The organism is Bacillus sp. ISL-18, from assembly GCF_018613415.1.
Lineage (GTDB): Bacteria > Bacillota > Bacilli > Bacillales > Cytobacillaceae > Neobacillus.
Genome location: NZ_JAGGQG010000004.1, coordinates 66984 through 80695 on the forward strand (window position 1 = coordinate 66984; position 13712 = coordinate 80695).

The window sequence follows — 13712 nt, forward strand, 5'->3', positions numbered from 1 at the left end:
CTTACCTAAAAATAGAACCATCCTTTCATTTTTGAAGGGATGGTACTTTGCTTTCTCATATTTTCAAATAAAACTAAACCAAGAATCATCTTCATTTCTGTTCCTCTATATAATTGTGCTGGGCTATGCCCTAGAAGCCCAATTTAGTAACACGCCACTAGTAAATCAACAAAACTCTGGTAATCCACTGCATTCATTACACGAGAAATATTGCCATCTTCATTAAAAATGGCAGCGAGTGCATCTACTACGTCATGGAATAACCTCCGATCGTCCTTGCTTACAGAGAAAAGCAGGACAACATAAACAGTAAGATCCCCCCACTCGATCCCTTTCTCATTGATCAAAACAAACATACCTGTCTTTTTGGCATTCATTTTGATTGCATGAGGGATAGCGATACGACCAAAAGCCGTGGATGACATAGCCTCACGTTCTAAAACATTGGTAAGAAAACCTGTATCGACAAACTCCCTTTGTTCCATGATTTCACATATCCTCGTAAGTGTATCCTCTCTAGTTCCCTCCGAATGAATAATATCAAATAGCTGCTCTCCCGTAATCGTCCCAAGATTCCTCTTAAAAGAATCCTTCCGCCTTGTTTCTTTTATTTCATTAATTTTAGACGCCACCTTGTTCTGGTCCATACTAGTAAATAGAGGGTTAATGAGAACATAAGGAATTTTAGGAACAGAATTAAGTTGTACAGCTGAAATAATTAAATCACAGTTTAAAGTGTTCAAGTCTCCTTCATTCGTTACGATATGTTGAATCAGTAGATCTTCCCCAAATTGCTTGACCAGCTTTTCAGTTAGCTGAACGTTGTAATTATAATAAAACGGGAAAAGAATGGAGCAAGTAATTTTCGAATGGGCCTGCTTTTGCAGTTCTAACGCATAGCCCAAATGAAAGGCAATATAGGCGATCTCATCATCATTCATCGTGAATCCCGTCTCTTCCTTAATCGTATAGGAGACATGGACGGCACAATCATAAATGGATGGACAATTTAGTTTTATTGTTGAAGTCAACGGATTCTTACTGACAAAATGGTTCTCCAAACGCATAAGTAGATTTTTAATATGTAATGTAAATCGTACTAAGAAATCTGGATCCTCAATGACAATATAATAATACGTTTGCAAGTCTTCTAGGATCTTCCCTACCAGATTTAAGCAGTGTCCTCCTGCTACATCCTTCAAATCGGAAAGCTGCAAGTGCATGAAATTGACACTTGTCCCACTACTCGAAATAAGTAAAGCAAGATCCCGAATTTCTTCCTCGCAATACCTTACAGCAAAGTGAGCTTCAAGTCTCCGGGCAATCTCAATAGCAATTTTGTACTCCTTTTCATGTGTAGCTTCCTTGTCCACCTGTTTCGAAAAAACAAAGCCATTTTCCATTCGATCAATAGCTATAGCAATGTGTACAATAATATTGGTAAGCGAATAATCATTCGTGAAGTAGTGGTAGGTCGAAAAGACCTCGGCGACGACATCCCGGATAAAGTCGATATCATAACCTTCAAAAGATGACTTTAACTTATCAATATCAAGAAAATGATCATTTGTCTCATTATATAAAATAGAGCTCATTAATTTCCTTTTACTTTTTTCTTGTCCAACCATTTCAATAAAGTCGCCTGAGATTTTAAGTTCCAGGTTATGATCAGCTAAGCGTTTTTTAACTTTACGCAAATCACCTTTTATAGTGATCTCACTGATATACAATTCATCACTTAAATCAAAAATATTTAGTGGACCATCTGCATTTACTAAACTTTTTAAGAGATATTCCGCACGCTCTTTTGGTGATTGTGGAATCGTAGTAGCCATTTTCTTTATAAATGGATTTAATTTTTCCAGATCAACCTGGTAACCCTTTTTGGATGAGGATATCAGCCCTTTTTCCATCGAGTTCAGTTCAGCAATATATGTTTTCACACTTCTTTTTGAAATTCCTATAAAGCTAGCGAGCTGGGCTGACGATTTCCAGTCTTGTTGAGTACTAAGATAACGAAGGATTTTCTCATACTTATTATTCATAAAATCTAGCCTCATTTCATCGCCAAAGGTGGTTTGGACTCTTACAATATAAATTTGCACCACCCTAGTGTAAATAGTTATTGGAAAGTTTCTACTATTCATTCTATAGTAGAAACGTAGAAAAGAAAACGCTATCAAAAAAAATGGAGGGGTATAATTTATGGAAAAATTAAATGTTTTACTAGTTTGTGGTTCTGGAGCAAGTTCTGGTTTTATGGCATCCAATATACGAAAAGCTGCATCAAAACGGAATCTTGACATCAACATCAAAGCCCGTGGTGAAGCGGAAATCGAGAATTATCTTGATGAAATCGATGCATTAATGGTGGGACCTCACTTAGCCTATATTCTCGACGAGATCGAAGAATATATCGGAGATGCGGATGTAAAGGTCCTGCTGATGAAACCATCCTATTACTCTACTCTTGATGGTGAAGCTGCGTTAGAGGATTTATTAAAGGAATTCTAATATTAAAGGATTCGAGGTGGATAGAACATGCAAAAGATGATTACATGGCTGGAAAAGGATTTTTCACCTAAGATGATGAAAATTAACCATAATGTATGGGTTATAACATTAAAAGACTCCATTATGCAAGTGCTTCCTTTTATTCTATTAGGCTCTTTATTTTGTTTACTAACTATTCCTGGTGATGTGTTCCACCTTAAACACTATCCAAATTTCTGGACATTATTTGGTTGGACAATGGGTGTACTATCACTATTGATTTCTTTCTTAATTCCATTCAATTTAATGGAAAAGAAACGTCTGCGCAAACAACGTTTTATCGCTGGAAGTACAGGCCTTATCACTTTCTTAATGATTATCACTCCGCAAGTGATTGCTGACAAAGCGATTGGCTTCAGCCACGAATCATTAGGTGCAGGCGGTATGTTTGTGGCGATTGTGGCAGGTGTTTTTACCGGATACATCATGGGGTTGTTTGGTAAGTTCTCGTTTTTTAAAGAAGACTCCGTTATTCCCGACTTTGTTCGAGCCTGGTTTGATTCCATGCTCCCAATTGCCGTAGTCATCATCGCGACATGGTTAGTCGTAGATATTACTCATTTTGATCTCTATAACTTTATTCAAAATTTATTTAAGCCTCTATCAAATATATTCGAATCACCTTGGGGATTTGCTCTCATTATGTTTATTACCTGTTTTATCTATTCAATGGGTATTTCCACTTGGGTTCTTCAACCAATCACAAAGCCAGTTATTTTAGCAGCAATTACAGCAAATGCCACGGCCGGAGCCGCTAACCTAGTTACGGCAGAAACAATGTATTCAGCCTATTTATGGATTGGCGGTATCGGCTGTACGCTTCCATTAGTATTAATGTTAACTTTCTCAAAAAGTGCCAAACTGAAAGCACTCGGCCGTGCTTCCTTAGTTCCTGGAATCTTTAATATCAATGAGCCTGTGGTATTTGGAGCCATTGCCTGGAACCCAATTATGATGTTCCCAATGTGGATAAATGGATTAGTTCTGCCACTGATTATTTGGTTCGGAACAAAGGTGATTCACTTTGCGCCCGTTCCAAAGATTGTCTTCGACTTATGGTATGTTCCGTTTCCATTTTCAACTTGGATTACAACAGGGGCTGTGAGCGGGCTGATTCTAATGCTAATTTGTGCAGCTGCAGCATCTGCTATTTGGTATCCATTCTTTAAGGTGTATGAAAAACAAGAATTGGGAAACGAAACGCAAGAGACCCAAACATCTGCCTCTTTTAGAGAAGCAAAATAATCATTTTTGAGGAGATATTATCATGCTTGATGACAAAACAGCTGAAAATGCCATGCAAATTATTCTCCATGCTGGAGATGCTCGCGTTCATTGTATGAATGCGTTAAAAGCGATTGAAAATAGTGACTTTGAACAAGCAAAAGCGGAAATCAAACTGGCCAATAGTGTAATTGTCAAAGCACATCATATTCAAACCAATGCAATTTCCAGCGAAACACAAGGGGAAAGCGGTGATTATTCCGTCCTTTTTGCCCACGCTCAAGATACCTTAATGACGATTTATAGTGAGATTAACATTGCCAAGCGAATGATTAAGATTTTTGAAGTATACGATGCCAGGTTGGCAAAGTTGGAAAAGATGGAAAAGGAGAATGACCATGAGAAATGTACCAACAGGATTTCCTAAGGGCTTTTTATGGGGTGGCGCCATTGCTGCTAACCAGGCGGAAGGAGCCTATGACGTTGATGGAAAAGGGTTAAGTGTAGCAGATATTAACGAATTCCGTGATGATATTCCAATTGAAAAAAAATCAAACTTTGAAATAACCACACAATACATTGAAGAGGCTTTAAAAGATAAGGATCGGATTTTTCCAAAACGCTGGGGAATCGATTTCTATCACACTTACAAAGAAGACTTGAAATTACTTGCAGGTATGGGTCTCAAAACATTCCGTACATCTGTTGCATGGACACGCATCTTCCCTAACGGTGATGAATTAGAACCAAATGAGGCAGGCTTAAAGTTTTACGATGATTTATTTGATGAAATCATTAAAAATGGCATGGTGCCGATGATTACCATATCCCATTATGAGATGCCAATACACTTAACAACCGCCTACAAAGGCTGGTATTCTCGCGAACTAATCGAATTTTTTAATCGCTTCTGTAAAGTATTGTTTGACCGATACCATGATAAAGTGAAGTATTGGATTATCATTAACCAAATTAACTTAATTGTCCATGAATCCTTTAACCATTTAGGAGTCGCCGAAGACAAAGTCGACAACCTCCTTGAGGCAAAATATCAGGGAGTTCATAATGAAATGGTTGCTTGCGGACATGCGACAAAATATGCTCATGATAACTATCCTGATTTAGAGATTGGCATGATGTTATGCGGCGGCCCAGCGTATGCAGCCACTTCTAAACCGGAGGATGTTTTGGCAACCGTTCGACACAATCAAATGGAATATTTCTATTCAGATGTATTGATGCGCGGGTACTACCCTGGATATGCCTTCCGATATTTTGACGATATTGGTATTAACATTGTATTTGGCGAAGGTGATGAAGAAGCGCTTAAAAATACAGCAGACTTTATGTCATTCTCTTTTTACTATACGAAGATTTGTGATGCAGAAAGCTATGCAAATGGGAATGAAGATCACCGTAACCCACAATTGGATGCAAACCCTTGGGGCTGGTCAATCGATCCAGTCGGGTTAAGAACCTTTCTTAACCTGTTCTACGACCGTTATCAGTGTCCAATCTACATCACAGAAAACGGCGTTGGTTATTACGACCAATTAGAAAATGGCCAAATTCATGATCCTTACCGGATTGACTACTTACGGGCACATATCGAACAAATGAAAGAAGCAATCAAAGATGGCGTTGACCTTCGTGGTTACTATGCTTGGGGACCGATTGATATTGTCAGCTGTTCTTCATCGGAAATGTCTAAGCGCTATGGATTCATTTATGTTGACCAAGATGATTATGGAAACGGGAGCAAGAAACGAATATTGAAAGATAGTTATCATTGGTACAAAAAAGTCATTGAGACAAATGGAGAAGATTTAACCTTTACGAAAGAACTTAGTTCTAAATCCTAAAATGAAATAAGCGGAGGGACGGTTCTTTTGCTTCGGAAGCATGAGAACCGTCCCTCTGTTTTTTTAGCCATTTGTTTTTTCTGCAAGGTTTGTTGCGGTATTAGCAACGGTTAAATCAACTTGCAGCTGTTCGCTCAGTTCGTGCGGATGGTAGTATCCTTTTGCAATCATATAGTTGGTAATGTCTTCATGTGTTTGAATGGCGGCTCTTAATTGTTCCCGTAAGGCCGTCCGTAATTCTGGAGTAGCCGTTTCTGTTAAAGCCACTGTATAGTTTCGAACCCCTGCTTTCGCTGCTATTAAGAAGTCGGTTGCGATGACTTGATCGGTCATCCCGCCCATCCCCATCATATTTTGAATAAATCCGTTCATTACTGCGCCTCCCGATTGGTAATAAATTTCTGTAATTGTTCAATATGCTGTTGTCCGGCTGCCGCGTCATTTGCCAAAATGGTTTTTAATTCTTCATCTTGTACAAGTGCACTCATTGTCGTGGATTTTGTTAAACACAGACTTTTAAACGTTAACAATTCGTGTAAATCGATCGTTTCATGAAGCCCTAAGTATTGAACCATTCTTGCTCACTCCATCTTTCAGTATTTTCGTCCTCTTATATTTTCAATAAATTGTGCTCTGTATTCATGATTTCTTTCGTTTAAATTTATGAAATTGATTTATTTGGAGAAAATATCTGTGTTAAGAAATGGAGGTGCCGAAATGGAACAGGAAAAATTAGCTTTGCATGAGACATTAGAAACACACGAAATCATTAATTTTAAAACAGTCTGTTTGCTCCGTTCGAAACTAATGCAGGGGATTTGCTTCAATAATGAGCTAAAACAGCTCATGGAAAAAGACGTAAAGCAATCGATTCAGGATATAAACGAACTACTTCCCTTTTATAAACAAAGCCAAATACTTCATTAAGCCGGAGGTGACCACAACATGCAAGATTACCTTGACCCTCGTAATGCGGAAGGCATGCCCAATTTAGCAGACTCCACATTTGCGATGGATTTTTTACTAACTGTTAAAAATGGAATTCGTAATTATGGTTTTGCGATTACCGAGACGACCAACCCTGAACTAAGAAGAGTACTAACAAAGCAGTTGGAATCTGCCCTTGATTTACACGCGGAAATCTCCGATCTCATGATAAAAAACAAATGGCTCCATCCTTATAACTTTAAGGATCAGTTCCCAATTGACCTTAAAGGAGCCGAGACCGCCGTCCAAATTGCGCAAATGAGGCTCTTCCCTAATGACACGGACAGAGGCGGAATGTTTGCGACACCAAACCAATAAAAGGAGGGATATTCGAACATGAAAGCTGTTACTTACCAAGGGATTAAAAACATTGAGGTGAGGGAGGTTAAAGATCCCACAATCAAGAACTCCGATGACATTATTGTTAAAATTACAAGCTCTGCCATTTGCGGGTCAGACCTCCATTTAATTCATGGCATGATTCCCAACACGCCTACAGATTTTGTCATTGGCCACGAACCTATGGGAGTGGTAGAAGAAGTAGGACCCGATGTCCGAAACCTAAAAAAGGGAGATCGAGTGATTATTCCTTTTAATGTGAGCTGCGGAACTTGCTGGTACTGTCAGCATGATTTAACGAGCCAGTGTGACAATTCCAATCCACATGGTGAACAGGGAGGTTTTTTTGGATACTCCGAAACAACAGGAGGCTATGCTGGCGGGCAAGCGGAATATATGAGGGTTCCGTACGGAAATTTTACTCCTTTTAAAATCCCTGAAAGTTGTGAAATGGAAGATGAAAAACTAGTATTGCTGTCAGATGCGGCCGGGACCGCTTATTGGTCTGTTGACCATGCGGGTGTGAAAGATGGAGATACGGTGGTTATTTTAGGCTGTGGCCCCGTTGGCTTACTTGCCCAAAAATTTGCCTGGTATAAAGGGGCTAAACGGGTCATTGCCGTTGATTATATTGACTACCGCCTGCAGCATGCGAAACGGACCAACAAGGTGGAGATTGTCAATTTTGAACAGCATGAAAATACAGGACAATACTTAAAAGAAATCACCAAAGGCGGAGCTGATATTGTGATTGATGCCGTTGGGATGGATGGCAAGTGGACACCAATGGAGTTTCTCGCTAGCGGGCTAAAGCTTCAGGGTGGAGCCATGGGCGCCATTGTCATTGCCAGTCAGGCAGTCCGAAAAGGCGGCACCATCCAAATTACCGGGGTCTATGGCGGCCGTTATAACGGTTTCCCGCTTGGAGACTTGTTTCAGCGGAATATCGACATAAAAGCAGGACAAGCACCGGTCATCCCTTATATGCCTTTCCTATACGATTTATTTGCAACCGGAAAAATGGACCCAAGTGATGTAGTGACCCACGTCCTCCCATTAGACCAAGCAAAACATGGCTATGAAGTCTTCGATACAAGAACAGAAGACTGCATCAAAGTTGTCTTAAAACCATGAGGAATCACGGGGACGGTTCTCATGCTTCCGAAGCATGAGAACCGTCCCCGTGCACCATTAAAAACTCCTCAATCTCATTTTTCGAAGGAATCGACTGTTGGGCTCCGTGTTTGGTAACTGCTAGCGCAGATGCGGCAGTGGCAAATAAAATGGCCTCCTTGGTGTTGTTTCCTGAAGCTTTTGCAGCAGCAAATGCGCCGATAAAGGTATCTCCGGCTGCCGTTGTATCAACTGCTTTTACCTTGAAACCAGGAGTAATCAAACCGGTTTCAGTTTTGGAATAATAGTGCGATCCCTTTTCACCAAGTGTCAGAATGACGGAACTCACTCCATGATCCACCAACCAGTTAAGTGCCTGCCCCCTTGCTTCTTCGGTCTCAATCCTTATGTTCGTGATCACTTCTATCTCTGTTTCATTCACGATCAAAACATCAATCAATGGAAAAATTTCGCTTGGAATCTCCAATGCTGGTGCTGGATTAAAATAGGTTTGAACCTTCCGCTGATGTGCTTCCTTTAACACAAAAAAAGTGGTTTCCAATGGGATTTCATTTTGGACTAATAGAATTTCCGCCTCATCTAATAAATCTAACTGTTCTTCTATATCTTTTACCGACAGCCTTCCATTTGCGCCTTCAGATAAAATGATCGTATTTTCTCCAGACTCACTAACGGTTATAAACGCCATGCCGGATGTTCCCTCTTTTTTCAAAATAGCTTTCGTATCGACATTCGCTTTAGCTAGCGAGTCCAGCAGCTCTAAACCATACGGATCTTTTCCAATGGCCCCTAACATGCCTACCCGGCCGCCCGCTAAAGCAGCTGCCACTGCCTGATTAGCGCCTTTACCTCCTGGCGAGTATACGGTCGACAACCCTTTAATGGTTTCCCCCGGTACCGGATGATCGACTACTCGATTTACGATATCCATATTGATACTACCGACTACAAGAATATTCATCTCTATCCGCTCCTTTTTAAAATAATTCATCCAATAAATCTTTGATTTAATGGAGGTTTCGCTTAATAAATTAGTATCCCCATTCAGACAAACTCTTCATCTTTTTAAAAACAAGAACCTGGTCCAGCATGAGTAGTCCTCGAGATAAGGTTAACTTTTGAATACGACAATTGGAATTATTATACTATCGTTTCCAACTATATTAATAGTTAATGTAAAAGTCTATTTTCCAGAAATATTCTTTGTGGGGTCACCCCTAACTGGATTGGTTTACTGCCTAACAGGGTAAACATCCTATACTCTACTATCTACATAACCAAGGGGGAAACAGAATATGGAGAGAAACAAAACCATCATGCAATTTTTCGAGTGGCACCTGGAACCAGATGGCACCCATTGGAGCCGCCTAAAGGAAATGGCCCCGCAATTAAAAGAAAAAGGAATCACTTCCGTCTGGATACCACCAGTGACAAAAGCGTCCACTCCAGACAATAATGGCTATGCCATCTATGACTTATATGATCTAGGTGAGTTTGACCAGAAAGGTTCCGTCCGAACAAAGTTTGGGACCAAGCAGGAACTGCTAGAAGCAATAGATGCCTGTCATAATGTCGGCATAAAAGTCTATGTCGATGTCGTCATGAACCATAAAGCGGGGGCAGACGAAACGGAGGTCATTCAAGTCATTGAAGTGGACCCAGAGGACCGGACGAAAGAATTATCTGAACCCTTCGAAATTGAAGCTTGGACAAAATTCACCTTTCCAGGGCGTGGGGAAACATATTCTTCCTTTCAATGGGACCATACCCATTTTAACGGAACAGATTATGATGCCAGGACAGAAAAAACAGGAATCTTTAAAATCGTTGGCGATCATAAGGATTGGAGTAAACATGTCGATGATGAATTCGGCAATTATGATTATCTCATGCTTGCCGATATTGACTATGAACATCCGGAAGTAAAAAAAGAAGTGATCGAATGGGGAAAATGGCTTGCGGATACCCTTAATTGCGATGGATACCGCATGGATGCCATCAAACATATAAATCACCAATTCATCAGGGAATTTGTAATGGAAATGATTAACCATCGGGGCGATGATTTCTTTTTTGTAGGAGAAGTTTGGAAAACGGACCTACTTGCCTGCCAAAAATACTTGGATCATATCGATTATAAAATCGAATTGTTTGATGTTCCCTTGCATTATAAACTGCATCAGGCCTCCCAAGAAGGCAGCGATTTTGATTTAAGCACGATATTCGAGGATACCCTTGTAAACACTCATCCTCAAAATGCTGTTACCTTCGTGGATAACCATGACACTCAGCCCGAAGAATCCCTGGAATCATGGGTACAGGACTGGTTTAAGCCAAGTGCCTATGCGCTAATTCTCCTAAGGAGAGATGGGAATCCATGCCTGTTTTATGGCGATTATTATGGAATCAACGGCCCAGAGCCTGAAGAGGGCAAACAGGAAATCCTCGACCGCCTTCTGCTAGCCAGGTACAATAAGGCGTACGGGGAACAGCATGATTACTTCGATCATCCCAATACGATTGGCTGGGTTCGACTTGGTACGGAAGAGGTTGAAAAGTCCGGATGTGCCGTCGTCATCTCGAATGGCGATGACGGGGAGAAAAGAATGTATGTTGGTGAAGACAAAGCTGGGGAAACCTGGATCGACCTAATGAACTCAAGAGATGAGCAAATCCTGATTGAAGAAAATGGATATGCTACTTTCCCAGTGAATGGCGGCAGCGTTTCGGTTTGGGCTTGCGGTCCAGAGGAGTAAGATAGAAGGCTGTTTTTCTGAATCTCTTTTCAGAAGGGCAGCTTTTTTTGTTATTTTACACTCCCGGAGGACTATATTTTCATCCACTTAGCGCCCAGGGGATCTGCTTTTTCCGAGAGCTTATAGACGATCGGCTTCCCCAAAACATTGAAAAAAAAAGAAAAATAGTTTGAACTCCTAGAAGCCGGGTACATAAAGAATGTAAGTCAATAGCAATTCCAAACTCAAAAAGGAGGAATCTATGATGAACAAAGATCGTAATGAAAAAAACGGTAGTATGACGGTGGAAGAAGCAGGTCGTAAAGGCGGAGAAGAGACTTCAAGAACCCATGACAGAGAATTTTATCAGGAAATTGGCCGTAAAGGCGGGGAAGCCACAGCCGAAAGCCATGACAAAGAATTCTACCAGGAAATCGGCCGCAAAGGCGGAGAAGCCACATCGGAAAACCATGATAAAGAATTTTATCAAGACATCGGCCGCAAAGGCGGAGAAGCAAGAGCTGAACAACGGGATAATGATGATTAAAAGTTCATAGATAAAGGGAGAAGATCACTCTTCTCCCTTTTTTTATTCATAAGTAATCGGAAACCGAACCTCAACGGTGGTACCTTGATTCTCAATACTTTTTATCGTGATCGTCCCATTATGCTGTTTTACAATGCGAAAGCATAACATTAAACCCAGGCCCGTCCCTTTTTCTTTATTGCTATAAAAAGGCTCACCGAGTCTTTTCAGGCGCTCTTCACTAATCCCGATGCCATTATCGATGATTTTAATCAGAACAAACTCACTTTCCAAACTTCCAACGATCGTAATCCTGCCTTCATTTACCATTGCTTCCATACTGTTTCTAATGATATTAATGAACACTTGTTTCACTTGATTACGATCACAAATAATGTTCGGGAGCATGTGATCATATTCTTGATCGATTTGAACATTTTTCAGATTGGCTTCTGGACGAAGCAATTTGACTACATCTTGAATAATAGAAGTCAGGTCATCCGGTTTCAATTTAAATGGTTGCGGCTTAGCCAGATTTAAAAATTCTTGAAGAATATCCTCTAGCCTTTGAAACTCATCAAAGATGACGTTAAAGTATTCCGGTTTTTGGATCCCTTGCTCAAATAGCTGGATAAAACCTTTTATAGAGGTAATCGGGTTTCGGATTTCATGGGCCATTCCGGCCGCCAGTTCTCCTACTATCGCTAATTTCTCTGATTGTACTAATTGTTCTTCTGTTCGCTTTTTTTCTGTTATATCACGTCCCGCAATGATAAAATGTTCCATTTTACCATTACTCCCTATAACCGGTGTACCAATACCTTCAATTAATACCCAGCTGCCATCGGAATGCAGAAAACGTGCTTCCATTCTAGCAGAAGGTAACTTATTTAAGATTTGTTTATATTGGTCCATTACTTGATCTCGGTCTTCGGGGTGGATTAAAAGAAATGAGCTTTTCCCCTCGTAGGTTTTTGTTGGTGTGCCTAGTACCCTGCCAAGTGAAGGAGAGGCATATAAAATCCGTCCACGATGATCCAGCAGCATAAGGATATCACTCATATTTTCTGTGATAAGCCGATACCTGGACTCGCTTTCTCGTAAAGAAATTTCTGCCTGTTTGCGGGCAGTAATATTCACACAAGACCCAATCACCTCGATGATTTCGCCGCCTTTTTTGACGGGGCGTAAACTAGCCAGATAGTCAATTCCATTAATCTGGTCTTCAAATTGAACCAGTTCTTCTCCATCCCACGCCCTCTGATAGTAAGCGGTTTTTTTAAGGGCTTTTTCCAATGGAAGAAATTCATCTAACCGTTTCCCCACCACTTGAGCGGGGATCAATCCCATTTGATATAATAATTCCCCATCACAAATGGTGTGAATAAATTGTCCGTTTATTCGTTTATACTTAAAAATCATGCCTTGTTGCAAACGGACTGTATCTTGTAACTCTTTTTTGGCTTTATTCAATAATTCCTCATACCAGATACGCGTCCTTGTATCCTCTGGAATCCCTTGTTGATTGACAACTTGTTGCACCTCAAAAAGGTTTTCTTTTAACTCGTTTGCCGGCATGGGTTTACTAAACAAATATCCTTGCCCCTGATCACATAAATGTTGTTGGAGAAAGATGAGTTGTTCCTTTGTTTCGACCCCTTCAGCCACCACCTTAAGGTTTAAATTGTGGGCGATCGAGATAATCGTTTTTACAATCGCTTCATCGTTTAGATTTTGATGAAGTTCCCTTATAAAAGACTGGTCAATTTTTAATGTATCAATCGGGAATTCCTTTAAATAGTTTAAAGAACTATAGCCTGTCCCAAAATCATCAATACTGATGGAAACGCCCAGCTTCTTCAGCTGCTGTAAGGAGAGGATGGTCTGATGAATATCAGATTTTATACTTTCCGTTAATTCAATCTCTAAATAGTGTGGTTCCAGCTCTGTTTTTTGCAGAACCTCTTCAATCGTTCGAACGATATTGGAGTGAATAAACTGCTTTTGTGATAGATTGACAGAAACGACTGTGAATAATCCTTCCTTTTGCCAATGTTTAATTTGACTGCAAGCAGAAGTTAATACCCATTCTCCAATCGGGATAATTAAATCTGTATCTTCGGCAATCCCAATGAACCTATCTGGTGGTACCATGCCCCATTTTGGGTGATTCCACCTAATTAACGCCTCTACTCCCACTAATTCACCCGTTCTTAAATCAATCTTCGGCTGATAATGGAGGAAAAATTGGTTCTGTCCAATGGCTTTTTCTAGTTCTATTTTTATACTATGATTGTCTATTGATTCATTCACATACTATACCCCATCACTGCTTTTTTAAAAAAGATATTG

At 40.3% G+C, this 13712-nt stretch carries 14 protein-coding genes; 9 read left to right on the forward strand and 5 right to left on the reverse strand.

The window, feature by feature from the left end; all coding sequences use genetic code 11:
• Positions 1-143 precede the first annotated feature (143 nt).
• Positions 144-2045 (reverse strand): BglG family transcription antiterminator, encoded by a 1902-nt coding sequence (locus J7E81_RS07870; protein WP_215041609.1) that lies wholly within the window; start codon positions 2043-2045, stop codon positions 144-146.
• Between the two features lie 160 nt (positions 2046-2205).
• Between J7E81_RS07870 and J7E81_RS07875 the strand changes: the two genes are divergently transcribed.
• From J7E81_RS07875 to J7E81_RS07890, 4 genes are read left to right on the forward strand one after another with little or no spacing between them, the layout of a single operon-like run.
• Positions 2206-2514: a PTS sugar transporter subunit IIB gene (locus J7E81_RS07875; RefSeq protein WP_215041610.1), complete on the forward strand. Its 309-nt coding sequence runs from the start codon at positions 2206-2208 to the stop codon at positions 2512-2514.
• A gap of 27 nt (positions 2515-2541) precedes the next feature.
• Positions 2542-3798, forward strand: a complete 1257-nt coding sequence (locus tag J7E81_RS07880) for a PTS sugar transporter subunit IIC (RefSeq protein ID WP_215041611.1) — start codon at positions 2542-2544, stop codon at positions 3796-3798.
• A gap of 22 nt (positions 3799-3820) precedes the next feature.
• Positions 3821-4204, forward strand: a complete 384-nt coding sequence (locus tag J7E81_RS07885) for a PTS lactose/cellobiose transporter subunit IIA (protein WP_215041612.1) — start codon at positions 3821-3823, stop codon at positions 4202-4204.
• Positions 4176-5639, forward strand: coding sequence for a glycoside hydrolase family 1 protein (locus J7E81_RS07890; RefSeq protein WP_215041613.1), 1464 nt, complete (start codon positions 4176-4178; stop codon positions 5637-5639). The genes J7E81_RS07885 and J7E81_RS07890 overlap by 29 nt, the downstream gene beginning before the upstream one ends.
• Positions 5640-5702: 63 nt before the next feature.
• On the opposite strand, the gene J7E81_RS07895 is transcribed toward J7E81_RS07890, so the two are convergent.
• On the reverse strand, positions 5703-6011 hold the full coding sequence (locus J7E81_RS07895) for a spore coat protein (RefSeq protein WP_215041614.1): 309 nt from the start codon (positions 6009-6011) through the stop codon (positions 5703-5705).
• On the reverse strand, positions 6011-6214 hold the full coding sequence (locus J7E81_RS07900) for a hypothetical protein (RefSeq protein WP_215041615.1): 204 nt from the start codon (positions 6212-6214) through the stop codon (positions 6011-6013). The genes J7E81_RS07895 and J7E81_RS07900 overlap by 1 nt, the downstream gene beginning before the upstream one ends.
• Positions 6215-6356: 142 nt before the next feature.
• Between J7E81_RS07900 and J7E81_RS07905 the strand changes: the two genes are divergently transcribed.
• From J7E81_RS07905 to J7E81_RS07915, 3 genes are read left to right on the forward strand one after another with little or no spacing between them, the layout of a single operon-like run.
• Positions 6357-6566: a spore coat protein gene (locus J7E81_RS07905; RefSeq protein WP_215041616.1), complete on the forward strand. Its 210-nt coding sequence runs from the start codon at positions 6357-6359 to the stop codon at positions 6564-6566.
• A gap of 18 nt (positions 6567-6584) precedes the next feature.
• Positions 6585-6944, forward strand: a complete 360-nt coding sequence (locus J7E81_RS07910; RefSeq protein ID WP_215041617.1) for a spore coat protein — start codon at positions 6585-6587, stop codon at positions 6942-6944.
• Between the two features lie 18 nt (positions 6945-6962).
• Positions 6963-8099: a zinc-dependent alcohol dehydrogenase gene (locus tag J7E81_RS07915; RefSeq protein WP_215041618.1), complete on the forward strand. Its 1137-nt coding sequence runs from the start codon at positions 6963-6965 to the stop codon at positions 8097-8099.
• Between the two features lie 19 nt (positions 8100-8118).
• Here the strand turns inward: J7E81_RS07915 and rbsK are convergent, their stop codons facing one another.
• Complete coding sequence (gene rbsK, locus J7E81_RS07920; protein WP_215041619.1) at positions 8119-9060, reverse strand: ribokinase; 942 nt, start codon at positions 9058-9060, stop codon at positions 8119-8121.
• 334 nt (positions 9061-9394) lie between these two features.
• On the opposite strand from rbsK, the gene J7E81_RS07925 reads away from it, so the two are divergent.
• Both J7E81_RS07925 and J7E81_RS07930 read left to right on the forward strand, forming a co-directional pair.
• Complete coding sequence (locus tag J7E81_RS07925; RefSeq protein ID WP_215041620.1) at positions 9395-10855, forward strand: alpha-amylase; 1461 nt, start codon at positions 9395-9397, stop codon at positions 10853-10855.
• Between the two features lie 244 nt (positions 10856-11099).
• Positions 11100-11381: a KGG domain-containing protein gene (locus tag J7E81_RS07930; protein WP_374104005.1), complete on the forward strand. Its 282-nt coding sequence runs from the start codon at positions 11100-11102 to the stop codon at positions 11379-11381.
• Positions 11382-11423: 42 nt separating this feature from the next.
• Here the strand turns inward: J7E81_RS07930 and J7E81_RS31070 are convergent, their stop codons facing one another.
• Positions 11424-13673, reverse strand: coding sequence for an EAL domain-containing protein (locus J7E81_RS31070; RefSeq protein ID WP_215041622.1), 2250 nt, complete (start codon positions 13671-13673; stop codon positions 11424-11426).
• Positions 13674-13712: the final 39 nt, after the last annotated feature.

Coding starts and splice junctions, on each gene's coding strand:
- J7E81_RS07870 (WP_215041609.1), bottom strand. CDS start 2,045: ATGAATAATAAGTATGAGAAAATCCTTCGTTATCTTAGTACTCAACAA.
- J7E81_RS07875 (WP_215041610.1), top strand. CDS start 2,206: ATGGAAAAATTAAATGTTTTACTAGTTTGTGGTTCTGGAGCAAGTTCT.
- J7E81_RS07880 (WP_215041611.1), top strand. CDS start 2,542: ATGCAAAAGATGATTACATGGCTGGAAAAGGATTTTTCACCTAAGATG.
- J7E81_RS07885 (WP_215041612.1), top strand. CDS start 3,821: ATGCTTGATGACAAAACAGCTGAAAATGCCATGCAAATTATTCTCCAT.
- J7E81_RS07890 (WP_215041613.1), top strand. CDS start 4,176: ATGAGAAATGTACCAACAGGATTTCCTAAGGGCTTTTTATGGGGTGGC.
- J7E81_RS07895 (WP_215041614.1), bottom strand. CDS start 6,011: ATGAACGGATTTATTCAAAATATGATGGGGATGGGCGGGATGACCGAT.
- J7E81_RS07900 (WP_215041615.1), bottom strand. CDS start 6,214: ATGGTTCAATACTTAGGGCTTCATGAAACGATCGATTTACACGAATTG.
- J7E81_RS07905 (WP_215041616.1), top strand. CDS start 6,357: ATGGAACAGGAAAAATTAGCTTTGCATGAGACATTAGAAACACACGAA.
- J7E81_RS07910 (WP_215041617.1), top strand. CDS start 6,585: ATGCAAGATTACCTTGACCCTCGTAATGCGGAAGGCATGCCCAATTTA.
- J7E81_RS07915 (WP_215041618.1), top strand. CDS start 6,963: ATGAAAGCTGTTACTTACCAAGGGATTAAAAACATTGAGGTGAGGGAG.
- rbsK (WP_215041619.1), bottom strand. CDS start 9,060: ATGAATATTCTTGTAGTCGGTAGTATCAATATGGATATCGTAAATCGA.
- J7E81_RS07925 (WP_215041620.1), top strand. CDS start 9,395: ATGGAGAGAAACAAAACCATCATGCAATTTTTCGAGTGGCACCTGGAA.
- J7E81_RS07930 (WP_374104005.1), top strand. CDS start 11,100: ATGAACAAAGATCGTAATGAAAAAAACGGTAGTATGACGGTGGAAGAA.